Origin of the sequence: Citricoccus sp. SGAir0253, from assembly GCF_005877055.1 — a bacterium.
GTDB lineage: Bacteria > Actinomycetota > Actinomycetes > Actinomycetales > Micrococcaceae > Citricoccus.
This window is the reverse complement of record NZ_CP039424.1, coordinates 3,218,830-3,243,803: the sequence shown is the minus strand read 5'-3', so window position 1 is coordinate 3,243,803 and position 24,974 is coordinate 3,218,830. Positions and strand designations below refer to the sequence as shown.

The 24,974-nt window shown below is 76.4% G+C and carries 22 protein-coding genes and 1 pseudogene; 14 read left to right on the top strand and 9 right to left on the bottom strand.

All coding sequences use genetic code 11. The features are described 5' to 3' along the window. Positions 1-101: 101 nt before the first annotated feature. Positions 102-2,417 carry a chromosome segregation ATPase gene (locus E7744_RS14165; protein ID WP_137774680.1) on the bottom strand — a complete coding sequence of 772 codons (2,316 nt, stop codon included), beginning with the start codon at positions 2,415-2,417 and terminating at the stop codon, positions 102-104. A 370-nt stretch (positions 2,418-2,787) separates the two neighbouring features. Between E7744_RS14165 and E7744_RS14160 the strand changes: the two genes are divergently transcribed. The 3 genes and pseudogenes from E7744_RS14160 to E7744_RS14150 all read left to right on the top strand — a co-directional run. Next, complete coding sequence (locus E7744_RS14160) at positions 2,788-3,351, top strand: dihydrofolate reductase family protein (protein WP_137774679.1); 564 nt, start codon at positions 2,788-2,790, stop codon at positions 3,349-3,351. A 76-nt stretch (positions 3,352-3,427) separates the two neighbouring features. After that, positions 3,428-4,804, top strand: a complete 1,377-nt coding sequence (locus E7744_RS14155) for a hypothetical protein (RefSeq protein ID WP_137774678.1) — start codon at positions 3,428-3,430, stop codon at positions 4,802-4,804. A 42-nt stretch (positions 4,805-4,846) separates the two neighbouring features. After that, positions 4,847-5,026: pseudogene (locus tag E7744_RS14150) on the top strand (hypothetical protein); the annotation flags it as partial. Positions 5,027-5,045: 19 nt separating this feature from the next. Here E7744_RS14150 and E7744_RS14145 read toward each other — a convergent pair. The 4 genes from E7744_RS14145 to E7744_RS14130 all read right to left on the bottom strand — a co-directional run bounded on the left by E7744_RS14145 (position 5,046) and on the right by E7744_RS14130 (position 9,403). After that, positions 5,046-5,933, bottom strand: a complete 888-nt coding sequence (locus E7744_RS14145; protein ID WP_137774676.1) for an ABC transporter ATP-binding protein — start codon at positions 5,931-5,933, stop codon at positions 5,046-5,048. Continuing rightward, positions 5,934-7,145: an iron chelate uptake ABC transporter family permease subunit gene (locus E7744_RS14140; RefSeq protein WP_246858470.1), complete on the bottom strand. Its 1,212-nt coding sequence runs from the start codon at positions 7,143-7,145 to the stop codon at positions 5,934-5,936. It lies immediately after the preceding gene. Next, positions 7,142-8,146: an iron ABC transporter permease gene (locus E7744_RS14135; protein WP_137774675.1), complete on the bottom strand. Its 1,005-nt coding sequence runs from the start codon at positions 8,144-8,146 to the stop codon at positions 7,142-7,144. The genes E7744_RS14140 and E7744_RS14135 overlap by 4 nt, the downstream gene beginning before the upstream one ends. A gap of 132 nt (positions 8,147-8,278) precedes the next feature. After that, a complete protein-coding gene (locus E7744_RS14130) occupies positions 8,279-9,403 on the bottom strand; it encodes an iron-siderophore ABC transporter substrate-binding protein (RefSeq protein ID WP_246858469.1) in 1,125 nt (374 codons plus the stop codon). Positions 9,404-9,890: 487 nt separating this feature from the next. Here E7744_RS14130 and E7744_RS14125 point away from each other — a divergent pair, with 487 nt between their 5' ends. The 5 genes from E7744_RS14125 to E7744_RS15880 all read left to right on the top strand — a co-directional run bounded on the left by E7744_RS14125 (position 9,891) and on the right by E7744_RS15880 (position 13,886). Then, positions 9,891-10,691 carry a ubiquinone/menaquinone biosynthesis methyltransferase gene (locus E7744_RS14125; RefSeq protein WP_246858468.1) on the top strand — a complete coding sequence of 267 codons (801 nt, stop codon included), beginning with the start codon at positions 9,891-9,893 and terminating at the stop codon, positions 10,689-10,691. Positions 10,692-10,861: 170 nt separating this feature from the next. After that, complete coding sequence (locus E7744_RS16000; protein WP_210417127.1) at positions 10,862-11,269, top strand: hypothetical protein; 408 nt, start codon at positions 10,862-10,864, stop codon at positions 11,267-11,269. Positions 11,270-11,490: 221 nt separating this feature from the next. Then, on the top strand, positions 11,491-12,702 hold the full coding sequence (locus E7744_RS14115) for an MFS transporter (protein WP_168199831.1): 1,212 nt from the start codon (positions 11,491-11,493) through the stop codon (positions 12,700-12,702). A 45-nt stretch (positions 12,703-12,747) separates the two neighbouring features. After that, the gene (locus E7744_RS14110; RefSeq protein ID WP_137774673.1) at positions 12,748-13,440 is read left to right on the top strand and encodes a hypothetical protein; all 693 of its coding nucleotides are present in this window, start codon (positions 12,748-12,750) and stop codon (positions 13,438-13,440) included. A 143-nt stretch (positions 13,441-13,583) separates the two neighbouring features. Further along, the gene (locus E7744_RS15880) at positions 13,584-13,886 is read left to right on the top strand and encodes a hypothetical protein (protein WP_210417126.1); all 303 of its coding nucleotides are present in this window, start codon (positions 13,584-13,586) and stop codon (positions 13,884-13,886) included. A gap of 37 nt (positions 13,887-13,923) precedes the next feature. Here E7744_RS15880 and E7744_RS16295 read toward each other — a convergent pair whose 3' ends face one another. Then, positions 13,924-14,376 carry a hypothetical protein gene (locus E7744_RS16295; protein ID WP_137774672.1) on the bottom strand — a complete coding sequence of 151 codons (453 nt, stop codon included), beginning with the start codon at positions 14,374-14,376 and terminating at the stop codon, positions 13,924-13,926. Positions 14,377-14,619: 243 nt separating this feature from the next. On the opposite strand from E7744_RS16295, the gene E7744_RS16290 reads away from it, so the two are divergent. The 3 genes from E7744_RS16290 to E7744_RS14090 all read left to right on the top strand — a co-directional run bounded on the left by E7744_RS16290 (position 14,620) and on the right by E7744_RS14090 (position 16,809). Beyond that, entirely contained in the window at positions 14,620-15,039 is a 420-nt protein-coding gene (locus E7744_RS16290; RefSeq protein ID WP_246858467.1) for a MarR family winged helix-turn-helix transcriptional regulator, read from the top strand. Between the two features lie 32 nt (positions 15,040-15,071). Then, positions 15,072-15,554, top strand: a complete 483-nt coding sequence (locus E7744_RS14095) for a DUF3237 family protein (protein ID WP_137774671.1) — start codon at positions 15,072-15,074, stop codon at positions 15,552-15,554. A gap of 211 nt (positions 15,555-15,765) precedes the next feature. After that, a complete protein-coding gene (locus E7744_RS14090; RefSeq protein ID WP_168199866.1) occupies positions 15,766-16,809 on the top strand; it encodes an Atu2307/SP_0267 family LLM class monooxygenase in 1,044 nt (347 codons plus the stop codon). 16 nt (positions 16,810-16,825) lie between these two features. Here the strand turns inward: E7744_RS14090 and E7744_RS14085 are convergent, their stop codons facing one another. After that, entirely contained in the window at positions 16,826-17,377 is a 552-nt protein-coding gene (locus tag E7744_RS14085) for a TIGR00730 family Rossman fold protein (RefSeq protein ID WP_137774669.1), read from the bottom strand. A 333-nt stretch (positions 17,378-17,710) separates the two neighbouring features. On the opposite strand from E7744_RS14085, the gene E7744_RS14080 reads away from it, so the two are divergent. Continuing rightward, positions 17,711-18,232, top strand: a complete 522-nt coding sequence (locus E7744_RS14080) for a DUF2087 domain-containing protein (RefSeq protein WP_137774668.1) — start codon at positions 17,711-17,713, stop codon at positions 18,230-18,232. 56 nt (positions 18,233-18,288) lie between these two features. Here E7744_RS14080 and E7744_RS14075 read toward each other — a convergent pair whose 3' ends face one another. After that, on the bottom strand, positions 18,289-19,215 hold the full coding sequence (locus E7744_RS14075) for a LysR family transcriptional regulator (RefSeq protein WP_137774667.1): 927 nt from the start codon (positions 19,213-19,215) through the stop codon (positions 18,289-18,291). Between the two features lie 173 nt (positions 19,216-19,388). Here E7744_RS14075 and E7744_RS14070 point away from each other — a divergent pair, with 173 nt between their 5' ends. After that, the gene (locus E7744_RS14070) at positions 19,389-20,063 is read left to right on the top strand and encodes an HtaA domain-containing protein (protein ID WP_137774666.1); all 675 of its coding nucleotides are present in this window, start codon (positions 19,389-19,391) and stop codon (positions 20,061-20,063) included. A gap of 1 nt (position 20,064) precedes the next feature. Further along, complete coding sequence (locus tag E7744_RS14065) at positions 20,065-23,727, top strand: cytochrome P450 (protein ID WP_137774665.1); 3,663 nt, start codon at positions 20,065-20,067, stop codon at positions 23,725-23,727. Between the two features lie 219 nt (positions 23,728-23,946). On the opposite strand, the gene E7744_RS14060 is transcribed toward E7744_RS14065, so the two are convergent. Continuing rightward, the gene (locus E7744_RS14060; RefSeq protein WP_137774664.1) at positions 23,947-24,915 is read right to left on the bottom strand and encodes an aspartate dehydrogenase domain-containing protein; all 969 of its coding nucleotides are present in this window, start codon (positions 24,913-24,915) and stop codon (positions 23,947-23,949) included. Between the last annotated feature and the right edge of the window lie 59 nt (positions 24,916-24,974).

The following is a 24,974-nucleotide window of genomic DNA, read 5'->3' as shown; positions in this document are numbered from 1 at the left end:
GGAGGGGCCCCGGACCGCAGGGGTTCCAGCGGTCCGGGGCCCCTCCCGCGGCCCGCGGTGGTGCGGGGGGCGGGCCGGTGCGGCCCGCCCCCGGCCGGCGATCAGGCCACGCAGCCGCCCAGCGCGATCGAGCCGTCGAGGGCCCGGATCTGGTTCTGGACGGTCCCGAGCCGGTCCTGCAGGTCCTTGACCACGGCCGTCTGCTGCGCGATCGCGTCCTTGTCCTGCTTCTTCTGGGCCCTGAGGTCCCGCAGGGTGGCGTTCGCGGCGGTGAGCCGGCCGTCCAGCGTGGTCGACTGCGACTGCAAGGCGGCCAGCTGCTGCTCCGCGGCGGAGATGTCCCCGTTGACGCGGTTGAGGTCCTCCAGCAGCGGCGAGACGCGCTCCTGCAGGTCCAGGATCTCGGCCTCCTTCGCGGCGACCTGCCCGTTCAGGGCGGTCGCCGCGGACGAGAGGTCCGCGATGCGGGCCTCCAGGGCCTTCACCTCGGCCTGCCGCGCGGCGGCCGCGGCGGCCGCCTCCTCGGCGTCCTGCTCGAGGGCGGGCAACTGCTCGCGGAGGCCTGCGAGCTCGTCCTGCGCGGCGCTGACCTGCGCGTTCGCCGCCTCGAGGTCCCGGGTGGCCCGGTCCAGGGCATCGCGCAGGCCGGACAGGACCGCCTGCTGGTCCGCCAGCTCCTGGCGGGCGGCTTCGTCGCCGGCCTCGAGCCCCGGCAGCGCGGCCTCGAGGCCGGCGACGAGCTGCTCCTGCTGCTCGACCCCGGCGTTCGCCGTGGCGACGGCCTCCTGGAGCGAGGGCACGGCGGCCTCGAGCGCGGCAAGCTCGTCCTGCTGGGCCTCGACCGCCGTCGTCGCGTCCGAGAGGGCGGTGCGGAGCTCCGGCAGGCTCGCCTCGAGCGCGGTGATCTCGGCCTTCTTCGCCTCGACCGCCGCGTTCGCCGCCGCCAGCCCGTCCTGCAGCGGAGCCAGCTGCTGCTGCAGGGCGCTGCTCTCCGCCTGCTTCGCCGTGAGCCGGGTGTTCAGGTCGGCGACGGCGGCCTGCAGGGCGGTGAGGTCCCCCTGCAGTCCGGAGATCCGCGCGGTCTTGTCCGCGATCTGGGCGTTGACGGTGGTCAGCTCGGCCTTGTAGGCGGCGACCTGGGCCTCGCGCTCCTTCTTGCCCTGGCCGTCACCGCGGATGGCCTCCAGGCGGGCGATCTCGGACTCCAGGAACGCCTTGCGCTCCTGGAGCGCGCGCAGCTCGTCCTGGGCCTGGGCGAGCTCGGCCTGCGTGGCCGTGATCTCCGCCTGCTGGGCCTCCAGCTGCTGCTGCAGGTCGGCCACCTCGGCCTCCGCGGCGCGGACCTGCTGCTGCTGCGCCGCCACGGCATCCGCGGCCCGCGCGGCGGTGGCCTGGAGCTCCGTCAGCTGGGCCTCCGCCTGGGTGACCTCCGCCTGCTGGGACTCCAGCGCCATGGCGGCGCGGTCCGCGGCCTCCTCGAGCGAGGCCAGCTCGGCCCGGGCCTCGGTGATCCGCGCCTGCTGGGACGCCAGCGCGTCCGCGGCCTGCTGGGCCTCGGCGCGGGCGTCCCCGAGGGCCTCCTTCGCCGCCGCGACCGCGGCGCGCTGGGCCTCCAGCTCGGACTGGGCGGTGGTGGCGGCGTCCTCGAGGCGCTGCAGCTCCGTCTCGGCGGCGGTGACCGCCTCCGCTGCGGCACGGACCGTGGCCTCGGCCGTCGCGGCGGCGTCCTGCAGCGTGCCCAGCCGGGCCTCGGCGTCGCCGATCCGCTCCTCCTGCGCGGTGACTGTGGCGGCGGCCTTCGCCGCCGTGTCCTGCAGGGCCTCCAGCCCGGCGCGGGCGGCGTCGAGCTGCTCCTGCGTGGCGGTCCGGGCCTCCTCCGTGGTGGCGAGGTCGGCCTGCAGGCCCTCGAGCTCCTGCCGGGCCGAGGAGAGGTCGGCCTGCAGTGGGGCGATCGCCTGCTCCAGCGCCTGGCGCTGGTCCTGCAGGCCGGCCAGCGCCTCCTGCGTGGCCGTCACGGCGTCCGCGGCCTCGGCCTGCTGCGTCTGCAGCCGCGTGATCTCCGCCTCGGTGGAGGCGATGTCCTCCTCGGCCTGGGCGACCCGGGCCTCGAGGTCGGTGAGGGCCTGCTGCTCCGCCGCGATCCTCGCCGTCAGCTCCTGGGCGGTGGAGGCCAGGGAGGCCCTCTCGGCCTGCAGCTGGGCGATCTGGGCGGCGTTCTTCTGCGCGGCCGCCTTCAGCAGGTTCTGCTGCACCGTGCCGCGGTGCGCCAGCTGGTTGACCACGCCGTTGCAGATGGCGTGGCCGGAGGTGGCGGGCGCCGCGGCCGCCGTGGCCGGTCCGGCGGCGAGGGTGCCGCCGCCGATCAGCAGGGTCAGGCCCAGGCTGGTGGCCAGGGCGCGCTGGGTGGTGTGCTTCATCGTGTACCCCTTGGGTCCGGGGCGGCCGGGGACGGCAGCCCAGTGAGACGACGCACCGGAGGGCCGGGATGCCGGGGCGGTCCGGTACCGGATGCGTGGGGGGGCCATGGCCGGCCGATGGGATGTGGGCCGGGTCACGATTCCCCTCCGCGGCCCATTCCATGGAGCGGACCTCAAGCGATCCCCGTCCTTTCGCCGTGGATTCCTTCAGGATTTGCCAAAGACGGGCGTCGTGGACCGCGCGGCCGCGCGCCCTCGCGGCCGAGGGTGCCGGCGGGCCGAACGGTGGCCGTCCCCCCGGCCCCCGCGACGGGTCCGGCCGCCGTCGGGACCTGTACGCCGACCGGGACGGCGCGGGACGCTGGGGGGCATGCGGACCCTGGCCTTCGCCATGAACGTGAGCCTGGACGGCTACGTCGCCGCGCCGGGCGACGACCTCGGCTGGAGCACGCCGAGCGACGAACTGTTCCAGTGGTGGTCCGACCGGGTGGCCGCCACGGGCCTGGCGCTGTACGGGCGCCGGTTGTGGGAGACGATGGACGCCCACTGGCCGACCGCCGACCGGCAGCCCGGGGCCACGCCGGCGCACGTCGAGTACGCCCGCCGCTGGCGGGCGATGCCCAAGGTGGTGTTCTCCTCGACGATCGATGCGGTGGACGGCAACGCCCGCCTGGTCACCGGTGACGCCGTCGCCGAGATCGCCCGGCTGCGGGCCGGGGAGGGCGGGCCCATGGACATCGGCGGCGCCACGCTCGCCGCCGCGGCCATGCGGGCCGGGCTGGTCGACGAGTACGTGCTGGTCACCCACCCGGTGCTCGTGGGCGGTGGCACGCCGTTCTTCGCGCCCCTGGACGCCTGGGTGGACTTGGCCCTGGTGGAGACCCGCCCGTTCCCCGACGGCGTGCTCCTGACCCGGTACGGGACCCGGCGCTGAGGGTCCCGGATCCCGGGGGACACCGTGCCTGAACGGAATGCCAGAATGGGGCCGTGGACGTCCCCGAGAGCGCAGCATGACCGAGAAGTGGATCCTGACGTGGCCCGATGCCGAGGAGTGGGCGAGCCTGCCCGTACGCCTCGCCGGTTGGCGCCGAGCATCGGTTGCCTGGTTGATCGCGGTGGCGACCACGGGAGGTGCCTTCATTGCCGATCGTGGCTGGGAGACGCCCGACGTGGAGGCCTGGGAGGGCCCCTTCCGGGTCGTGGACATGCTCGGTCTCTCCGCGATGTTCCTCAGCATGGCCTTCGCGCTCGGAGGCTGGGTCCTGGGCGGGCGGGCCGTCGTCGCCGCCCCCCTGGTGCTGGCCTACGCGGCGGTGCCCCACGCGGTCGACCACTACGACTCCGCCTGGGTCTGGTGGACGGGGGCCGGTGCCGCTGCGCTCTGGGCGTGCGTCCAGGCCGCCACGTCGGCTCGGCAGCTGGGTGCCGTCCGGGCCCTGGCCCGTCGGTCCGCCACGGGGCGGACCGCAGAGCTGGAGGACGGCGCCCGGGCGACGATGGGCGCGGCCGGCCGCGGCAGCCTGTACTGGGCGGCGGGGCTGAGCGGCGTCGCCGCCGTGGGGTGGGCCGCCACGGTCGGGGTCCTGGACGGGGAGCTGGGGCGCACCGCCACGGAACTGGAGGGGGGATCGTTCTCGGACGTGCTGGCCACCGGCGCCGTGGCAGCGGCCATCCTGGCCCTCGGTCAATGGTTGCACTGGGCCTGGCGGGCCGTCTCCCGGGCCGTCGTGGGTCCGGTGATCTGGCAGGTCCCGACGGGTCCCGGGCCGGTCATGGACCTGCCGTCGCCCGGGGAGGGCCGGGCGGGAAGGCTCTCGTGGCGTCAGGCGCGGACGGTCCCGGGATGCAGCTGCATCGAGGACTGGCGCCGCGCGGAACCCGATGAGGACGAGGAGTCCATGGAGGGCTGCGGGGTGCCGGCGGCCGAGTACTGCCCACGCCACGGCATCGACCAGGTCAATGCCCTCTCCCCGGAGCAGTTCAGGTCACGGGTCGCCGAGTCGTGGCTGTGGGACCCGGAGTCTCCCGAGCCGGACCCGAACGCGCCAGGCGTGGTCAGGTCCCTGCTGGTGGGGTTTGCCGGCCATGCCCATCTGGGGTTTCCGGGGCGCCTCACGAACGGGCACGTCCGGGTCGATCCCGTCACCGCCCTCTTCCCCGAGGAGAGGACCAGCAGCGACCGCGAGGACGAGGACCTGGAAGGGGACTCTCCGCGGCGGCCCACCCACGGCGTGCTCGATCGCATCGACCTGCGCCCGGCCGGGCTGTACGGGGAAGCCGTGCGCTATCGCCACGGCCGGGCATGGTTCGACGGCGAGGGCGCCGCCGATCCGTCCGGCAGCTCGGGGGCGGGGTCGGGCACCGCGCCGACCGCCACGCGGTCATGATGACCGGTCCGTGGCCGGCCCCGAGCCGCGGCGGACGAGGACTTCACGCCGTGGCCGCGGACCGCCGAGCCGCTGCCGGGGGACCTCCGGGCCACGGCCACCCGCGTGCTGGACCGCATGCACGAGCCGCGCGGCAACGAGCTGGGCGAGCTGTGGGCGGAGGCCGAGGAGCTGGCCGGGTTCCAGGCCGAGATCGCCCGGTGGCGCGCCCGGCTGTCCTGACCGGGCCGCGGCGCGGCCCTCAGCCCCGCCGGTCGGCGCGCGTGCGCGGCAGCACCACCGGGTGGCCCAGCAGCGGATCGGGCACGACGTCGGCGTCCAGTCCGTAGACCTCCGCCAGCAGGGCGGGGGTCAGGACGGTGCCCGGCGCTCCCGCGGCCACGACCTGGCCCCGGGCCATGGCCACGACGTGGTCGGCGCAGCGCGCGGCCAGGTTCAGCTCGTGGAGCACGGCCACCACGGTCGCCCGCGGCCCCGCCGGCCCCGCGGCCTCCCCGCCGACCGTCCCGGCCGCCGTCGGGTCCGGCAGCCGGCGCACCAGGTCCATCAGCTCGACCTGGTGGGACAGGTCCAGGTAGCTGGTCGGCTCGTCCAGCAGCACCACGGGGGTCTGCTGGGCCAGGACCAGCGCCAGCCACGCGCGCTGGCGCTGCCCGCCGGAGAGCTCGGAGAGGTCCGCACCGGCCAGCTCCACCAGGTCGGTCAGCTCGAGGGCGCGGGCCACCGCCGCCACGTCCGCGGCGGTGCGCGCGCCGAACCAGCCGCGGTGGGGATGCCGTCCGCGGTCCACGAGCTGCTCCACCGTCATCCCGTCCGGGGCCACGGGGGACTGCGGCAACAGCGCCACGGAGCGGGCATAGCCGCGCGCCGGCCAGTGCTCGGTGGAGCGCCCGAGCACCTCCAGCGTGCCGCTGCGCAGGGGCAGCTGCCGGGTCAGCCCGCGCAGCAGCGTGGACTTGCCGCAGCCGTTCGCGCCGATGATCGCCGTGGTCCGCCCCGCGGGCAGGTCCAGGTCCAGCGGCCGCTCCGCCCCGACGACCACGTGGTCGCCGTAGCCCAGCGTCACCCCGCGCAGGCGGACGGCGGGCGCCGCGCCGGCCCCCGTGTCCCTCGGCGTCTGCGTGTCCATTCAGCTCCTCCGTCCGGACCGCACGAGCAGCCACAGCATCAGCGGCGCGCCGGCCGCCCCGGTCAGTACGCCCGTCGGCAGGCGGGTGCCGCCGAAGGCCTCGGCGGCCAGGAAGTCGGCCACCACCACGATCACCGCGCCGCACAGGGCGGCCACGGGCAGCGAGGGCCGCCCGCCCGTGAGCCCGCGCGCCACGGGGGTGGACAGCAGCGCCACGAAGGCCAGCGGCCCGGTGGCGGCGGTCGCCGCGGCGGCCAGCAGGGCCCCGGCGGCCAGCGCGGCCAGTCCCGTCCGGCCGGGTCGGGAGCCCAGGCCGTGGGCGAGCTCCCCGCCGAGGTCGGCGGGCGCCAGCCGGGCGTGCAGGGCCGCGCCGAGCGGCAGCAGCACGAGCAGCAGCACCGCGAGCAGGGTGATCCGCTCCCACGTCACCGCGTTGAGCGAGCCGGCGATCCACACGGCCGCGGACTGCAGGTCGTGCTGGTCCAGGCCCAGCATCGCCCCGGACAGCACGGCCTGGCACAGGGTGGCCACGGCGATGCCGGCCACGATGAACGTGGTCCCGCCCAGCGCCCCGGCCAGGCCGCCGGAGCCGGCGCCGGTGCCACCGCCGAGCCGGCCGCCGCCGCGGCCTGCCGTGGAGAAGCCCAGCACCACCGCGGTCGCGGCCAGCCCGCCGGCCAGGGCGGCCACGGCCATCCCGGTGCCACGCGCGGCGGCCGGTCCCAGGGCCAGGACCCCGACGGCGGCCACGGCGGCCCCCTGCGTGACCCCCAGGACGTCCGGGCTCGCCAGCGGGTTGCGCAGGGTGCGGCGGAACAGGGCGCCGGCGGCGCCGAAGCCGGCGCCCGCCAGGGCCCCGGCCACCGCGCGCGGCAGCTTCTCCTGGAGCACGATGAACGAGGCGCCCGGGATGGTCTCCCCGCCGAGGATCGCGAGGAAGTCCGGCACGGTGACGGTGTAGCCGCCCAGCAGCACCCGCACGCCCATCGCCAGCACCAGGGCCAGGGCGAGGCCGCCCGCGGCGGCGAGCAGCCGGCGTCGTGACCCGGCGTGCAGGGCGCGCACGGCGGCCACGGCCGCGGGCGAGGCGGTGGCGGGGGTGGCCACGCGGGAGCCGCCCGTCGGGGCCTCCGGGATCCCCGGGGTCTCCGGTGCCGCGGGTGCGGGGTTGCCGGCGGGCGCCGGGTCGCGGTGCCGGGCCGAGGGGATCACAGGGACACCGCCTTCCGGCGCAGCAGCATGAGCAGCACGGGCACGCCGATCAGCACCGTGCTGACGCCCACGTGGATCTCCTGCGGGGCGATGACCAGGCGGCCGGCGAGGTCCGCGGCCACCAGCAGGACCGCCCCCCACAGCGCGCAGCCGGCCACGAGCACGCGCGTGGAGGCGGGCCGGAACCGGCGCAGGGCGTGGGGGACGAGCAGGCCCACGAACACCACGGGACCGGCCAGGGCGGTGGCCGCGGCGGTCAGCAGCACGGTGGCCCCGAGCAGCACGAGGCGCAGCCGCTCGGGCCGCGAGCCCAGGCCGTGGGCGAGCTCGTCCCCCAGGGCCAGGGCGTCCAGGCCGGGGGCGGCCGCCACCACGATCAGGATGCCCACGGCGATCACGGGGGCCAGCCACCCGGCGTCCTCCAGGGAGGTGCGCGCCACGGAGCCCACCGTCCAGAACCGGAAGCGCTCGAGCACGGCGGGGGAGAGGATCAGCAGCGCGCTCGTGGCGGCGGTGCACCCGGCGGTCACGGCCGCCCCGGCCAGCACGAGGGACAGCGGACCGGGCGCGGAGCCGGTGCCGGCGCCCAGCCGGGAGGCGGCCGCGGCCGCCGCGTAGACCACCGCGGCGGCGGCGACCGTGCCGACGATCGCCAGCAGCACCGCGGTGCCCAGGCCCGAGGACAACCCCGCGCCGAGCCCGAGGGCGACGGCCAGCGAGGCCCCCGCCGTCAGCCCGAGCAGCCCGGAATCACCCAGCGGATTGCGCGTGGCCCCCTGCAGGGCCACCCCGGACACGGCCAGGGCCGCGCCGACCAGCACGGCCGTGACGGTGCGCGGGATGCGGGAGGCGACCGCGGCGGCGTCGATGTCCCCGGCCTGCAGGGGTGCCCCGGACAGGACCGCGCGCAGCGTCTCGACCGTGGTGCCGGCGTCCACGGACCGGGCGCCGAGGGCCAGGGCCGCCACGCACAGCACCGCGAGCACGACGGCGGGGGCCACCAGGAAGGTGACCGGCCGCCGTCGGGCCCGCGGGGTGCCTGCGCGCCGTGGGGGAGCCGCGGCGGGCGCCGGCGGGACCGGGGCCGGGTTCACGCCGTGGCCCCGGGGCACGCCGGGTGGGTGGTCGGTCGGCTACTCAGCGGAGCCGCCCGCCTTCTCGGCGGCCTCGGAGATCTTCGGCAGCGCGTTCTCGAGGGCCCACGGGATGGACAGCGGGGAGGTCGCCGAGATGGACAGCACCTCCTGCTCGTCGGTCTGCAGCACGAGGGTGTCGTCCTGCACGGCCGGGATGGAGCCCAGCAGCGGGTCCTTCTTGATGGCCTCGCCCACGGAGGCGTCCGCGGCGGAGGAGACGAGGATGTCCGACTCGAGCTCGTCCGCCCGCTCCGGGGACCACGTGATGTAGAAGGCGTCCTTCGCGTCCTCGTTCTCCGCGACCACGGGGGCCAGTTCCATGCCGAGGGCGGAGAGGAACTTCGGGCGGTTGTCCGTGGCGGTGAACAGGTAGACCTGGTCCGCGGCGGCGGGGTCCACGGTGCCGTAGAGGAACGTCTTGCCGTCCAGCTCCGGGTGGGCCTCGGCGGCCTCGGCCACCTGGGCCTCGACGTCCGAGACGACCTGCTCGGCCTCCTGCTCCTTGCCGAGGGCCTCGCCGATGATGCGGGTCGAGTCCTGCCACGGGGTGCCGAACGGGGCGGTGCCCTCCGGATAGGCCACCACGGGGGCGATCTGGGAGAGCTTGTCATAGTCCTCCTGCGTGATGCCGGAGTAGGTCGCCAGGATCACGTCCGGCTCGGTGGCGGCGATCGCCTCGAAGTCGATCCCGTCCGCCTCGGAGTACTGCACGGGCTCCTCGCCGCCGGCCTCCTCGAGGGCGGCGTCGAACCAGTCGGTGGACTGGTTCTCGTTGCCGCCGTACTCCGTGGCCGCCACGCCCACCGGGACCACGCCCAGGGCCAGGGCGATGTCCTGGTTCACCCAGGACACGGTGGCCACGCGCTCGGGCTGCTCCGGGATCTCGGTGGTGCCGAAGGCGTGCTCGATCGTGCGGGGGAAGGCGGCGTCCGCGCTCGCGGAGGCGCTCGAGGAACCGGTGGCCGACTCCTCGCCGGAGCCGGTGGGACCGGTGGAACAGCCGGCGAGCAGGGCCGCGCCGAGGGCCAGCGAGCCGGCGCCCAGGACGCGACGTCGGCTCGGTCCGGAGCGCAGGACGGCCGAGCGGGCGGCGGAGACGGGGTGGAACGGGGAAGAGGGCACGGAGTGACCTTTCGGCAGTCACAGGGGGACCTGCGGACGGACCGGCAACCAGTGGGGGAGCCGGCGGGCGGGCGGCACGGCGGCGATCCGCCCGGCGTTCTCCCGGTCCGGACCAATTGCCAACGTTGCCATTGCCTAATTCCGGGAGGTTAGCCTAGCCTAACCACGTGGTGCAAGGAGCCGTGCGGGGCTCCCGCCACGTGGCCGGGACCGGTGACGGGTGCCCGGTGACCAGCCCGGACGTGCATTCCCCTCCCAGGGCCGGGCTGGTCACCGGGTGCGCGCCGGGGGTGTGCCGGGGGTGTGCCGGGAGAGGCCGGGCGCCGCTGGCGGCGGCTCTCGAGGTGCAGGCCCTGGATCCGTCATGACCCGGAGGACATGTCCGGTGCGGTGCCCCCGGTGACGTGTCTCCTGGACCATGACGGCGCAAGGGGCGCGGCGGGTGCCGTGCGCGCGGGCGGACCGGGCAGCGGCTAGCGTGGAGCCCGTGAGCAGCGAGCAGCCGGTCCCCGAAGACGCCCAGCCCGCCGACGTGACGCGACGTGACGCGCCGCCGGCCGACGCGGGGCGGTCCGGTGCCCCGTCCGAGGCGCGGTCCGCCGACCACGGCGCCCGGGTCTCCTCGATGTTCGACGGCATCGCCTCCCGCTACGACCTGATGAACCTCGTCATGACGTGGGGCCAGGAGCCTCGGTTCGTGCGGCGCACGGTCGAGCGGGCCCAGCTGCCGGACGCCCCGGTGGTGCTGGACCTGGCCACCGGCACCGGGGACATCGCCCTCGAGGTGCTGCGCTCGCACTACGGGGCACAGGTCACGGGAGCGGACTTCGCCCCGGAGATGATGGAGGTGGGCAAGGCCCGCCCCGGCGGCGAGCGCATCACGTGGGTCGAGGCCGACGCCATGGACCTGCCCTTCGCGGACGCCACCTTCGACGCCGTCACCCACGGCTACCTGCTGCGCAACGTCGCGGACATCCCGACCACGCTGGCCGAGCAGTTCCGCGTGCTCAGGCCCGGCGGGCGGATGGTGGCGCTGGAGACCTCGCCGGCCCCGGACAACATCGTCAAGCCGTTCTCCACCGCGTACATCAAGTACGTGGTCCCGAGGCTGTCCCGGCTCATCACCGGCGACTCCTCCGCCTACGAGTACCTCTCGGAGTCCAGCCGGGGCTTCAAGACCCCCGCCGAGATCCAGGCACTGCTCGAGGACGCCGGCTTCGTGGACGTGGGCCACGAGACCCACCTGTTCGGCACCCTCGCCATCCACTGGGCCACCAAGCCGGCCTGACCGCCTCGGCCCGGTCCCGCCGGCCGGGTCTCGCCCGCCTGGTCCACCCCGCCGACCGCCCGGGCTCGCCCCGCCGTCCGGGGCGGCAGCCGTTCACCCCGGAGCGGCGCGATCCTAGACTGGGGGCGTGGCCGCTGCTGCCGCAACGGCAGTCCCCTGGGAGGCATGCCATGCATGAATACGAGAGGGTCCATCCGCTCGTCAAGGACAACACCGGATTGTCCCTCGGCTACCGGATCCTGTGGCGCATCCGCTACGCCGCGAACGACGTCTACGGCCCCGCCAGCCGCCAGCCGAGCCTGAACCCCCGTGAACAGCTGAGGGTCGAGCGCGCCCAGCGCGTGGCCACGGCCTACCGGACGGAGGGCAGGGAGCCGCCGCCCGAGGTCCGCCGCGCCGCCGGCGAGGACGTCGAGGGGGATGCGGGCGAGCAGTCCCCTCCGCCGTGGCGCCGCCAGCCCAAGCCGTTCCAGGAGGGGTACCGCTACGTCCTGGTCGAGGACGACGAGTCCTCCGCCACCGGCGAGGGCGGCACCCCCGGCACGGGCGGGACGCCCGCATCGACGAGCGGGAGCTGAGCGCGCCCTCCGCGGCGTGACCGGCGGGGCGGCCCGGGGTCGGCCCGCCGTCCCCGCATGTCCCGGGCGGGGCGGGGCGTCATCGGGGTTGGCCCGGAGGGCCGCGCCAGTAGCATCGGGAGCGCGCCGGTGGCGGTCCGCCCCGGCGTGTCGCGACGGCGACGGCGAGCGTGAGGCGGGCCGGTCCCCCTGAGTGGCCGGTCACCGGAGGAGGGGTGCGAGTGGCCGAGGCGCGACCGGTTCCCCGGATCACGAGCTTCCTGGCCGCCATCGTCGCCTTCGCCGCCGTCAACGCGCCCACCGTGCTCTACGCCGCCTGGCGCGAGCAGCTGGGCTTCGGCGCCACCACCCAGACCCTCGTCTACGCCGCCTACGTGGCGGGCCTCGTCCCGGGCCTCGTGCTCACCGGCCGGTGGCTCGGCCGGACCGGCCCCCGGCTCCTGCTGGGCTGGGCGACCGCCGGATCGGTCGTCGCCGCGCTGGTGCTCGCCGTGGCCGCGGACCCCGTCACGCTGGTCGCCGCCCGCCTGGTGCAGGGCCTGGGGCTGGGGGTGATCATGGCCGCCAGCAGTGCCGCGCTGTACCAGGCCGTGCCGCCGCGGCCCCGGACGACGACCGCCCTGCTCGTCACCCTGACCGCCATCCTCGGGGCCAGCCTGGGGCCCGTCGGCGCCGGCCTGCTCGCCGACGCCTCCGGCGGCACCACCCTGCCGATGGTCGGCGCCGCCGTGGCCCTGACCCTCGTGCTGGGCCTCGTCACGGTCCACGGGGCCTCGTCCACCGCCCGTGACGCCGTGGCGTCCGCGGCGGCCGATGCCCCCGTGCCCCCGGCGGCCGACGCCTCCGCCGCCGGGTCCGGCGCCACCGGGCAGGCCGACGTCGAGCCGCGCGGGCACCTCGCCATCAGCCTGACCGCCGGCGCCAGCTGGTCCCTCGTCGGGCTCTACCAGTCCGTGGGCCCCGGGCTCCTCGGCGCGGCCCTCGGCGTGGACAGCCTCACGGCCCTCGGCGGCATCGTGGCCATCGTCCTGGCCGTGGCCGGCGTGGTCCAGGTCGCATCGCGCGGGGTGGCCGTCCCGCTCGCCCGCCGGCTGGGCCTGGGATTCCTCGTCCTCGGGATCGCCGGCTTCGCCGCGATGCTGCTGACGGGGAACCTGTGGCTGGCGCTGTTCGCCTCGGTGGGGGCCGGCGTCGGGCACGGGTTCACGTACCTCAGCGCGACGCAGGAGATGGGCTCGCTCATCCGCCGGCGCCCGGAGCGGGCCGGGCCGTGGATGAGCCGGTACTTCGCGATCGCCTACCTCTGCCTGGCCGTGTTCACGGTGTCCCTCGGCCTCGTGGGGGACCTGTGGGGGCTCGTGCCGGCCGCGGTGGTCCTGCTGGGGGTCCTCGCGGCGGGGTCCGCGGCCCTGCTGTTCTCCCGCAACCGCTGAGGTCTCGGGGCTGGGACGGCCCTCGTCAGCGCCGTAGGATGAGCCATGGCCATGCAGGTGACGAGACCGCGCCGGACGCGCACCGTCACGTCCGCGGTGCTGCTGGGGGCCGCCGTCGTGGTGGCCGGGATCGCGGTGTGGTTCCACTACGCCTTCACCGCCGAGTACGGGGACATCACCGAGGGCCCGCTCGAGGGCATCGCCCGCGTCCTCGCCTCCTCCCTGCTGCCCGTGGCCCTCGTGGGGTTCCTCGGCCTGATGGCCGCGGTGCTCCTGCCCCTGCCCTGGGTGCGGGCGACCGCCGTGGCCGTGCCCGTCCTCATGGTGGTGGCGATGATCGCCGCCACGCCGTGGGCGCTGCGCCAGAAGGCCCAGGAGCAGTTCACCACCGCGCCGCACTGCCTCACCGAGGGGTTCACCGGGGATCGGCTGGCCGCCGTGCGGGAGTACCAGGCGGTCTTCGACTCCATCGAGCACGTCGGCTCCTTCGGCGGGGAGGCCTCCGTGGGGGTGGACGGCTGCGACGTCCGCTTCGTCACCGGGGCCGGCGTGGACGCCCTGGGCCACTACCGCCAGGCCCTGCCCGCGGCCGGCTGGGACATCGTCCAGGACGACGACGGCCGGTTGCGGGCCGAGCGGGACGGCATGGCGTTCGAGGTGGCCGCCTGCCCCGGCGGCGGGGCCGTCTGGGCCGGGCCCCGGGACGGCGTCTTCCGCGCGATGCCGTGCGGGAACTGAGCCGGGAGGCGGGTGCCACCGTGTGACACCATGTGGCGACCGTCACCGCGGGCCGTTGCTAGAGTCACGGATCACCCCGGGCGGCGCGGGACGGGCCGCTGCCCGCCGGGGCACCAGACGAAGAGCGTGACGGGGGTACGGAAGTGAATGAGCTGTTGGCGCGGGCCCTGGCGGTCCTCGGTGACACCAAGGTGAACGACGCGAGCACCAAGGCACGGGGCCGTCGTGCCCACGCGCGCGTGCTGGCGATGATCGGCCTGACGGACAGCACGGAGCGGCTCGCCCGGGAACAGCGCATCGCCAACCTGCTCACCCTCGCCCGGGTGGACGAGGAGGATGCCGCGTGGGCCCTGGCCGAGGCCCGGAGGATGCTGGCCGAGGACCGCCCGGCGGCGCCGGTCGCCCGCCGGGACGGTGGGCAGTCCCCGGCGGATCCCCGGGACTGACCACGGGGACCCGTGGCGCGCGGCCGTCCGGGTACGCCTAGGACGCGACCGCCAGGTCCAGCGCGGCCGTGCCGTCCACCCCCGTGGCCGGGGCCCCGAACGCCGCGGCGGCGAGGCCCGCCGCCGGGGTGACCGTGGCCGGCACGATCGTGAGCGGGGTGGTCTCGGGCACCTCCTCCTCGGCGATCATCACCTGGATGTCCCGGCGGGCGAAGGGCACCCCGATCAGCTCCTCGAGGTCCTCCACCGTGGAGTGGGTGACGATCTCGATGACGGGGGTGGGGTCCTCGCCCCGGGCGAGGGTGCAGTCGATCTCCAGGGCCGGCGCGCTGGGGCTGCCCGAGATCCGGAAGTCCGCGGACACCACGCCCGGGACGAGTTCTGTGGCGCGCGAGGCGCTGTGGGCCAGGGTGTGGGCCCGGGACGTCCAGTCGGCGCCTGCCGCTACCGTGGTGTCCTGCTCCTGCTGTCCGTCGGTGTTCATGCTCATGACTCCGGTCCTCCCCGCACGCTCCGGGGGAGCCCGGCGCAGGTTCGGCCGAGGCACCACGGACTGCGATATAATTGGTTGAACAGCTATCTGTTAGGCAGCCTATACATCTTCCGGAGTGGGCGGCAAATCGCCCCAGCTGCCTCTGACCTGCGACCGAGGGGAGCCGGGACCATCATCGGGGACAAGCGCGAGCCCGGATCGGGCTATTGGTATGTCGACGCCGGCGGGGGGCCGGAGCCCGTGGACGTGCTCAACCTGCTGCGCAAGTACCGGGACGCCGAGCGGCGGATGCGCACCCGCACGCGGGACTCCATGGGCATGGGGGAGACCGACCTCGTGGCGCTGCGCTACCTGCTGCGCGCCACCCGCGCCGGGGAGCGGGTCCGCCAGCGGGACCTGGCCCAGGTCCTGGAGATCACGAGCGCCTCGGCCAGCGCGCTCGTGGACCGTCTCGTGCGGGACGGCTACGCCCAGCGCGTGGCGCACCCGGACGACCGGCGCTCGGTGTCCATCGAGCCCACGCAGAAGAGCGACGAGGACGTGCGCTCCACGCTCGGGGCCATGCACCGGCGCATGCTCGAGGCCGCCGAGTCCCTCTCCCCGGAGGAACTGGCGGCCGTGGCCAAGTTCCTCACCGCCCTGACGCGCAGCGTGGAGTGATCTTCCGGGGGCGTCCGTGTCAGGATCGTCCCATGACCGCCGAGGACCCCACCCCCGCCCCGCCCGCGCTGGACTTCGTCGCCACCATCGAGGTCGAGGTCAGCGAGACCGTGGACATCGGCACCACCGCCCAGGGCGCGCGCCGCGTCGCCCCCATCCGCGGGGGCCGGGTGACCGGCCCCGGCATTGTCGGGGTGGTGCTCGACGCCGGCGCGGACTTCCAGCGCTACCCCACCGCCGACGTCGCCCACCTGCAGGCCAACTACGTCCTCGAGCTCGAGGGCGGGCACCGGGTACTGGTGGAGAACCGCGCGCTGCGCACCGGCAGCCCGGAGGACCTGCGCGCGCTGATGTCCGGCCAGGCGGTGGACCCGGCCCGCATCTACTTCCGGTGTGTCCCCGAGCTCTCGGCCGACGAGTCCGGCCCGTACGCGTGGATGAACCGGAGCCTGTTCCTCGGCACGGGCGAGCGCCGGCCGGGCGGGGTGCGGATCGAGGTGTTCCGCGTGCGCTGAGCCCGGCGGATACTAAGTTAAAGCTTGAAGGAATGATTCGCCCAGCCGGGACGTTGACGCCGCCGTGACCGAGAACCCCCGCCCCCACGCCCAGCCGCTCCCCACCCCGGACCCGCGGGCCGCCGTCGGACCCGACGCCGGCGCGCGCCCCGCTGCGCCCGCCGCGCTCGCCGCGCCCCGGCCCAACCCCGGCACCGAGCGCGCCGACTCCCTGCCGGAGGGCACCGTCGAGTTCGCCGTGCACACCTTCGGGGACGTCACCCACGACCTGCAGGGGCGCCCGCTGGAGCACCCCGAGGTGCTGCGCAACGTGGTCGCCGAGGGCGTCGTGGCGGACCGGGCCGGCGTGGACGTCATCGGCATCGGCGAGCACCACCGCCCCGACTACACGGTCTCCGCCCCGGAGATGGTGCTCGCCGCGATCGCCGGGCAGACGCGGGACATCAAGCTGACCTCCGCCGTGACCGTGCTGTCCTCGGACGACCCGGTCCGGGTGTACCAGCGCTTCGCCACCCTGGACGCGGTCTCCGCCGGCCGTGCCGAGATCTCCCTGGGCCGCGGCTCCTTCATCGAGTCCTTCCCCCTGTTCGGCTACGACCTGCAGGACTACGAGCGGCTCTTCGAGGAGAAGCTGGACCTGTTCGCGCGGCTGCGCGGCGAGGGGCCGGTGACCTGGCAGGGCAGCACCCGCGCGGCCCTGCAGCGCCAGTCCGTCTTCCCGACGACGGCCCACGAGCACGGCCTGCCGGCCTGGGTCGCCGTGGGCGGCACCCCGGCCTCCGTGGTCCGGGCCGCGCGGCACGGGTTCGGGCTGGAGCTGGCCGTCATCGGCGGAGCCCCGGAGCGCTTCGCCCCCTTCGCCGAGCTCTTCCGCCGCTCCGTGGACGAGGCCGGGCTCGAGCCGCGCCGGGTGGCCGTGCACTCCCACGGCTTCGTGGGTCCCACGGACGAGGAGGCCGCCGAGCGGTACTACCCGCACTGGGAGTTCAACATGCGCAAGATGGCCGCCGAGCGCGGCTGGCCGGCGCCGAGCCCCATCCAGTTCCGCCAGGAGATCGAGCATGGCGCGCTGCACCTGGGCTCCCCGGAGACCGTGGCCCGCAAGGTGGCCCGCAGCGTGCGCGCCCTGGGGGCCAGCCGCTTCGGCATGAAGTACGGCAACGGCTCGCTGCCGCACGAGTACATGGTGGACTCGATCGAGCTCTACGGCGCGCAGGTCAAGCCGCTCGTGCTGGACATGCTCGCCGGGTCCTGAGCCGGCGCCGGGAGGCTCACCGCTCCGGCGGCATCCACTCCCGCAACGCGCGGAACAGCCCGTCCGGGGTATCGGCCACGATCAGTCCCTCGCGGAAGGAGCGGCGGAGGAACCCGGACTCCACGAGGTGGTCCAGCATCCCGGTGAGCGGGTCCCAGAAGCCGCCGGGGGAGTAGAGCGCCACCGGCTTGGCGTGCACCCCCAGCTGCTGCCACGTCCAGGACTCGAAGAACTCCTCGAGCGTGCCGGCACCCCCGGGCAGGGCGACCATCGCCTCGCCGAGGTCGGCCAGGCGGCGCTTGCGCTCGCCGACGTCGGCCACCACCTCGAGCGTCGTCAGTCCCGGGTGCGCGTGCTCGGCCTCCACGAGCGCGGCGGGGATGACGCCGGTGACCGGGGCGCCGGCCTCGAGCGCCGCGTCTGCCAAGGTGCCCATGAGCCCCACCTGCCCGCCGCCGTACACGAGGTGGTGGCCGCCCGCGCCGAGGGCGTGCCCCAGCGCGTGCGCGGTCTCGGTCCAGAGCGGATCCAGTCCGGAGGACGAGCCGGTGTAGACGGTCAGGCGCATGCTCCATGGTCGCACCCCCGGTCGGGGCCGTGGGCCCGGAGCCCGGGCCAGTGTCGGAGCCCGCCCTCCGGGCCCGGCGCCCCGGGCGTCGACCGGCTCTCGCTGCCCGGCCGTCCCCGCGGGGAGACTGGGGTGGCCGGCTCCGCGGTGGCCCGCCGCGGCGCACGGTCCTGCCGGGCCGCCGTGCTGACCGCCGTCGCGAGCTGAGGAGCCGACCATGACCGTCCCGAGGTCCTGGGCCGCCCCCGGTGGTGCCTCCCCGGTCCCCGGCGTCCGCCCGCAGGCAGGCACCCCCGTTCCGGCGGGGTGCTGAGGGTGGCCGGGTGGAGGCCGGTGCTGGCCGCGCTGGGCAACGAGGCATCCCGGACCGTCTTCGCCTACGCGGCGCTGGGCCGGCTGGACCAGGCCGCGCGCGGGGAGCTGAACGCCCGCGAACGCCGTGCCGTCGAGGCCTGGGTGGAGCTGGGCGTCCTGGTCGAGGGCGACGACGGCTCCCTCGCCGTGGACGGCGCCGCCCTGCGCGCGCCCCTCGCCCCGCCCGAGCATGCGCAGTCGCCCGAGGGGGTGGGTAGGGGACCGGGCGGAACCTCCCCCGGGGGCCGGGCCGGCGTCGGGCGGTTCCTGGACGGGCCGCGCATCACCGCGATGCCCGCGGCGCCGACGGCACGGGACGAGCTGCTGCGCTGGGTGCGCGACCACGCGCTCGAGCCCGGCGAGGTGCTGACGGAGGCGGAGCTGAACCAGCGGCTGCGCGTGTTCCACCCGGACGTGGCGATGCTCCGCCGGTACCTCGTGGACGCCGCGCTGCTCGAGCGGACGGCCTCCAGCTCGGAGTACGCGATCCCGGAGGACTGAGCCCGGCGTCCCGGCGGCGCGGCCGGGCTCCTCCGGGCCCGGGGCCGGCCGTCCCGTCACCGCGCCGGCAGGCACTCCCGCGCGAGCGCGACGACGGCCCCCGCGCGCGAGGTCAGCGGCACCTGCCCGGCCCACGCGACGACCACGGGCTCGGCTTCCGGCTCCGGCGTGATGGGCAGGATCGCCAGTGGACGCCCCTCCCGGCTGACCTCCACCACGGACCGCTGCAGCTGGATGCCGTAGCCCATCCCGCGGCCGACGAGCGAGTGGACGAGCTCGAAGTCCGTGGTGCGGTGCGCGATCCGCGGCCGGACGCCGCGCCGGCGCAGCAGCTCCAGGGTGTTCCGGCCGCTGGGCGGCAGGTCGAACAGCACGAGCGGGTCGTCCGCGAGGTCCCGCAGGTCCACCGCCCGTTCCCCGGCCAGGCGGTGTGGGCGGGGCAGGACCACCCAGGGGCGTGCCGTGAAGAGCGGGCGGACCGCCAGCCCCGGCGGCAGGGCCACCTCGTAGGCGATCAGCAGGTCCAGCCGGCCGGCGTGCAGCTGGTCCACGAGCTCGTCGGTGGTGCCCTCGACCACGGACAGCTCCACGTCCGGGTGACGCTCGGCCAGCCGCTCCCAGAGCTCGGGGGCCAGCGTGGGCGCCAGCGTCGAGTAGAACCCGACGGCGACCGGTCCGGACGGCTCCCCGGCGCCCTCCCCGACGCTGAGCCCCAGGTCGGTCGCCTGCCGCAGCAGCGCGCGGGCCCCCTCGAGCAGCCTCGTCCCTGCGGGGGTGAGGGTCAGCCCCCGGGCCCGGCGGCGGACGGCCAGCGTCACGCCGAGGATCCCCTCGAGCTCGCCCACGGCCTGGGCGACGGCGTTGGGCGTCACGAAGAGCTGCTGGGCCGCCCGGGTAAAGGAGCCCTGCTCGGCCGCGGCCACGAACAGCTCGAGCTGCCGCAGGGTGAACCGGGGGCCGGGGCCGGGCGAGGGGTGGTCCATAACGCAACGCTCCTGCGGTTGGTGAGCAGAAATGGTCAGTTGCACTGTAGTTGAGGTGCGGATCACAGTGGGGTGGGGGCCGGAGGCGTCCGGCCCCGGCGGCCACCGTCCGGGCGCCGCCCCGGACACGACCGGCCCCGCCCGGCCCGACCGAGGAGCACTGAGGAGCACCGATGACCGCCACTGCCGCACCCTCCGCCACCGGGACCGGCGCCGTGGCCGGGGCGCCCCGCGGCCTCGCGTGGGCCTTCCACGAGGGATTTGCCGCCTACGTGTCCCGCCTGCCGGACGGCCGCATCGACGCCGAGGACGGAGCCGCAGTCCTCCCCGACGGCCGGATCTCCTTCCCGTCGGCCGCGGCCGCGGGCGCCGTGGCCGAGGGTGGGAAGGCCGACGGCGCGTCCGACGGCCGGGAGCCGGACGGCATGGCCGCGACCGCCGCAGGGGAGCCCGTGCTGCGCTGCCGTGGCTCCGTGCACTTCACCGGTCACCACGGCCTGCTCGCCCTCACCCTCGCCGCGCCCGCGCTCGAGGCCCGCCACGTCCCCGACGCCCGCCCCACCCCCGCCGCGGGCCCGGTGCTGACGATCGACGATCCCTTCGAGCCGGGGACCCGCCTGGTCCTGGCCGAGCTCGGGGAGGCCGTCCGGAGCGGGCCGGTCCTCACGTATCCCGCCCCGCGGCTCACCGAGGCCGGCGCCGACCTGTTCCTCGGCCACTACCGGGAGGGGACGCCGCTGGCACCCCTCGCGGTGCACCTCGCCGCCCCGGCCGACACGCGCCCGCAACCCACGCTCCGACCCACGCCACGACCCACGCCACGACCGATCCCCGACCAGGACGCCTGAGATGACCGACGCCGTCGCCGCACGCCCGCTGCCCTCCGCCCCCGCCCGCCCGGCGCCCGCCGCCCCCGCGCGGGGACCGGGCGCGGGAACCGGACCGGCCGCCGTCGCCGGCCGTCCGGCCCCCGTGGCCGACTGGGTCACCATCCCGGAGCTCTACGCGGACCCGTTCCCCGTCTTCGAGCGGTTGCGCGCCGAGGGCGGCGTGCACTGGGTGCCCGCGGTCGGCCGCTACCTCGTGACCTCCTACGCCGCGGTGCACGACACCGAGATGGACCAGGAGACGTTCTCGGCCAACGAGCGGGGATCGTTGATGATCCGCGCCATGGGCCACTCGATGCTGCGCAAGGACGACCCGGACCACCTCGTGGAGCGCCGCGCGTGGCAGCCGGTGCTGCGGCCCTCCGTGGTCAAGCGCGCCTGGCGGCCGGTCTTCGAGCGCAACGCGGACCGGTACCTGGCCGAGCTGCGGGAGAAGGGCCCCGGCGCCGACCTCGTGTGGGACTTCGCCGCCCCCTACGCCGCGGAGAACCTGCGCGCGATCACGGGCCTGCACAACGTCACCCAGCAGGACCTGCAGCGCTGGTCGCAGACGATGATCGACGCCACCGGCAACTACGCGGACGACCCCGAGGTGTGGGCCCGGGGCGAGGCCTCCTTCGACGAGGTGGACGCCGCCCTGGACGAGATGCTCGACTGGCACCGCGCCCACCCGGACGACTCCCTGCTCTCCGCGCTCGTGGCCCTGCCGGACTACCAGATGCCGGTGGAGTCCATCCGGGCGAACCTCAAGATGACCATCGGCGGGGGCCTCAACGAACCCCGCGACGCGATCGGGGTGGCCGCCTGGGCCCTGCTGCGCGACCCGGCCCAGCGCCGGCTGGTGGAGGCCGACCCCGCCCTGTGGGACGCCGTGTTCGACGAGTCCATCCGCTGGGTGGCGCCGATCGGCATGTACTCCCGCCAGGTCACCCGGGACGTCGCCCTCCAGGGGGTCCACCTGCCGGCCGGGGCCCGCCTCGGCATCTGCCTGCTCTCGGCCAACCGGGACGAGGCGCAGTGGCGCGACCCCGCCCGGTTCGACGTCACCCGCTCCGGCGAGGGCGCGCACCTGGCCTTCGGCAAGGGCGTGCACGTGTGCCTCGGCGCCTGGGTCGCCCGGGCCGAGGTGGCCGACGTCGCCCTGCCGCGGTTGTTCGCCGCCCTGCCGGGCCTGGACCTGCACCCGGAGCGCCCCCCGCGCGCCGGGGGCTGGGTCTTCCGCGGCATGGACGAGTTCCCCGTCACCTGGGGCGTCGGGTCCTCGGGGGGCGCGACGGCGGCCGGGGCCCCGGCCGTGCCGGTCGCCGGGCGCTCCGGGCACGGTGCCCCGGAGCCCGGGGCCGCGCGCGGGCCGCAGGTGGCCGTCGTCGGGTCCGGGCCGGCCGGCTGCTACACCGCGCAGGCGGTCCGCCGGCGGCTGCCCGGCGCGCAGGTCACCGTGTTCGACGCCCGCCCCGAGCCCTACGGGCTGGTGCGCTACGGTGTGGCCCCCGACCACCAGGGCACCAAGGCGGTGGCCGACCAGTTCGCCCGCCTCTTCGAGCAGGAGGGGGTCCACTTCGTCGGCTCCACCCGCGTGCACACCGGCGCCGCGGCCGAGGACGTGGTGCTGCACGGCCGGCCCGCCCAGTCCGCCCCGGCCGTGCGCTCGCAGGACGCCGAGGGCGCGGAGCTGACCCTGGAGCAGCTGCGCGGGGCGTTCGACGCCGTCGTGCTCGCCACGGGACTGCGCCGGGACGCGGCGCTGGCCGTCCCCGGGGCGGACCGGCCCGGGGTGGTCGGCTCGGGCGAGCTCACCCGCTGGCTCAACGCGGAGCCGGAGACGTGCGGAGGAGCCCGGGGCGCGGCCACCGCCGTCCCGGAGCTCGGCGGGACCACGGCCGTGGTGGGGATGGGCAACGTGGCCATGGACGTGGTCCGCCTGCTGGCCAAGACGACCCGGGACCTCGACGGCTCGGACGTGCACGACGCCGCCCACGCCGCCCTGGCCGGGCGGCTCACCACCGTGCACGTGGTCGGCCGGTCCCTGCCGGCGCGGGCGAAGTTCGACCCCGTGATGCTGCGGGAGGTCCTGGACCTGCCCGGGGTGGAGCACGTGGTGCACGGCGTGGAGGCCGGGCAGCTCGGGGCGGCCGGCGATCCCCGCTCGGCCGTGGTCGCCGAGCTGCTCCGGGGCAGGACCGGCGCGGGCGCCGGGCATCCGGGCGGGGACCCGGGCGAGGTGAACGGTGGCGCGGAGGCCCCGGGCGAGGAGGGGCATCCGGCCCCCGCGCGGCTCCGCGTCCACTGGTGGTTCGGCCACGCGCCCACGCGGGTCCTCGGTGACGACGCGACGCCGGTCTCACGGCACGCCGCGGGCCGTGGCGCCGGGGCGGACGGCGGCGGCGCCCCGTCCGGCGAGGGCGAGCGGTCCCGCGTGACCGGCCTGGAGATCGCCTCCTGCGACCGCCCGGCCGACGGCGCGGAACCGGGCGTGCGGCTCGCGGTGGACAGCGTCGTCACGGCGATCGGCTTCCGGGCGGGCGAGGACGACCTCGTGGCCGCCCTGCCGGCCCTCAAGGAGGAGGCCCGGGAGTCCGGGCGGGTCGGACCGGGGCTGTACGTCGCGGGCTGGGCCCGGCGGGGGCCGCGTGGCACCATCCCGTCCCAGCGGACCGATGCCCGGCAGCTCGCCGAGGCCATTGCGGAGGATCTCGGCGAGGGCGCGGGCGAGGGCGGGGGCGTGGACGGCGGAGATGGCCGTGGCGGCGGCGGTGGCGCGGACACGGCTCTCGCCGGGACCCCGGGCGTCCCGGCGGCGGGGCGGCGGCGGGCCGGGCTCGTGGAGCTTCGGCCCTACCTGGGCCGCGCCACCGACTACGACGGCTGGCGGCGCATCGACGCGGTGGAACGGGCCGCGGCCCCCGTCGGCCGGGCCCGGGCCAAGCTGCTCGACCGGCGGCACCTGCGCCTGCTCGCCGCCTCGGCCACCGCCGCCCCGCACCACGCCCCCGCCGGTGCCCGGGGCACGGAACCCGGCGGCACGGCCACCGCGGCGGGGACCACCACGGATGCCCCGGCGTCCGGCGACGCCGCGTCCGGCCTCGCCTCCGGCGACGCCGCGTCCGGCCTCGCCTCCGGCGACGCCGCCGGAGCGGACCGGCCTCCGCTGACCGTCCTGTTCGCCACCGAGTCCGGCAACGCCGAGCTGGTGGCCGAGGAGGTGGCCGGCCACCTCGCGGACCGGTACGCGGTCGAGGTGGTGGACCTGGCCGGCGTCGACCCCGCGGTCCCGGGGGCACTGGACCCGTCCCGCCCCCACCTGCTCATCAGCTCGACGTACGGCGACGGCGAACTGCCCACGTCCGCCCGGGCCTTCCACGCCGGGCTGCTCGCCGCCCGGCCGGACCTCACGGGGCTGCGGTTCGCGGTGTTCGGCCTCGGCGACCGCTCGTACCACGCGACCTACTCGCGCGGTTCCGAGGTGCTGGAGCAGGCTCTGCGGGAGTGCGGCGCCGAGCGGGTCGGGGCGTACGGCCGGCACGACGCCGGCGGTCGCGACCTCGCCGCCGACCTGGCGCTGCCCTGGGCGGACGAGGCCGTCGCCGCGCTGTCCGCCGGCACGGCGCAGACCGCCGTCTCCTGACCGGGAGCCCCGGCGCCGCTGCGGCTCCATCCCTCGTCACGGACACGACGGAGGGGGCGACACGCCGCAGGAGGCGACGCCGGTCGTGTCCGTGACTCTCGGGGCGGCGGCCGTGGGTGCGCCCCACTCGCAGTCACGTGCACGACGGAGGGTGCGACACGCCGCGAGACGCGACGCCGGTCGTGTACGTGACCTGAGGGGATGGCGTGGCGCGGGGCGTCAGCCGTGGCGGGCGGCGAGGGCCTCGCGGACCGTCCGGGTGACCGAGAGCGCCGTGAGGCCCGAGGTCTTCGGGTTCTCGGGGCTCGGGGCCGACTCGAAGGACAGCTCGAAGCGTCCGGCCGGGCCCGTGGCGAGCACCTCGTGGCGGCTGCGGACCACGGACGGATCGGCGACGAGCTCCACGCGCACCCGCTCCAGGGAGGCCTGCAACAGGGCGGCCTCGGCGGCCCCGGGGGCGTCCTGGGGCGCCGGAGCCTGCCCGCCCGTGCTCTCGGGGGCGGACTCGGCGGGGGTGGTCCCGACGGCGGCCGGCCGGCCCCGCGTGGCCCACGCCAGGCCGATGGCCACGTTGACGTTGGCGGGGAACCGCTCGATCGCGGCGGCCGGGTCGCCGGCGAACACGGTCACCGGCTCGTCGCCGGGGCGCAGGGCGCGCAGCGTGGCGGCCTCGGCCTCGGACATCCACGGCTGCACCAGCGAGGTGGGCACCTTGGTGGTGCGGATGCGCACGTCGTCGAGCCCGTCGGCGTCCGCGGCCGCACCGAGCACGTCGAATCCGCCGATCGCCCCGGCGGTGACCCACAGGCGCCCGGGGCCGGCCAGCAGGCGCCGGGCGGTCTCCGGATCCGCCAGGGCGCCCACGCTCGTTAGCACGAGGTCCGTGCCGCCGGCCACGACGGCCGGCCCGTACTCGCGGGCGGCCGCGACGCCGGCGCACTCCACCACGAGGTCCGCCTCCGCCAGGGCCTCCTCCCAGCGCGGCCAGCCGGCCTCGTCCCCGGTGGTGACCATCCCGACGCCGGGCAGCACGCGGTCCCGGTGGGCGGCGACCTTCCGCTCGGCGGCCCGCAGCCGCAGGGCCCCGGCCTCCCGTTCCGGGGCGAGCCGGAGCGCGACCTGCCGGCCGATCGCGCCGAAGCCCAGCAGCAGCACGGACGGCGGGGTGGAGGGGGTGGTCGGGGTCATGCGGTGGTCCTTCGGGCGGGGTCCGCGGGGGTGCGGGCCGGGAGGTCCAGTCCACACCA

Coding starts and splice junctions, on each gene's coding strand:
- E7744_RS14165 (WP_137774680.1), bottom strand. CDS start 2,417: ATGAAGCACACCACCCAGCGCGCCCTGGCCACCAGCCTGGGCCTGACC.
- E7744_RS14160 (WP_137774679.1), top strand. CDS start 2,788: ATGCGGACCCTGGCCTTCGCCATGAACGTGAGCCTGGACGGCTACGTC.
- E7744_RS14155 (WP_137774678.1), top strand. CDS start 3,428: ATGACCGAGAAGTGGATCCTGACGTGGCCCGATGCCGAGGAGTGGGCG.
- E7744_RS14145 (WP_137774676.1), bottom strand. CDS start 5,933: ATGGACACGCAGACGCCGAGGGACACGGGGGCCGGCGCGGCGCCCGCC.
- E7744_RS16000 (WP_210417127.1), top strand. CDS start 10,862: ATGCATGAATACGAGAGGGTCCATCCGCTCGTCAAGGACAACACCGGA.
- E7744_RS14110 (WP_137774673.1), top strand. CDS start 12,748: ATGGCCATGCAGGTGACGAGACCGCGCCGGACGCGCACCGTCACGTCC.
- E7744_RS16295 (WP_137774672.1), bottom strand. CDS start 14,376: ATGAGCATGAACACCGACGGACAGCAGGAGCAGGACACCACGGTAGCG.
- E7744_RS14095 (WP_137774671.1), top strand. CDS start 15,072: ATGACCGCCGAGGACCCCACCCCCGCCCCGCCCGCGCTGGACTTCGTC.
- E7744_RS14085 (WP_137774669.1), bottom strand. CDS start 17,377: ATGCGCCTGACCGTCTACACCGGCTCGTCCTCCGGACTGGATCCGCTC.
- E7744_RS14075 (WP_137774667.1), bottom strand. CDS start 19,215: ATGGACCACCCCTCGCCCGGCCCCGGCCCCCGGTTCACCCTGCGGCAG.
- E7744_RS14070 (WP_137774666.1), top strand. CDS start 19,389: ATGACCGCCACTGCCGCACCCTCCGCCACCGGGACCGGCGCCGTGGCC.
- E7744_RS14065 (WP_137774665.1), top strand. CDS start 20,065: ATGACCGACGCCGTCGCCGCACGCCCGCTGCCCTCCGCCCCCGCCCGC.
- E7744_RS14060 (WP_137774664.1), bottom strand. CDS start 24,915: ATGACCCCGACCACCCCCTCCACCCCGCCGTCCGTGCTGCTGCTGGGC.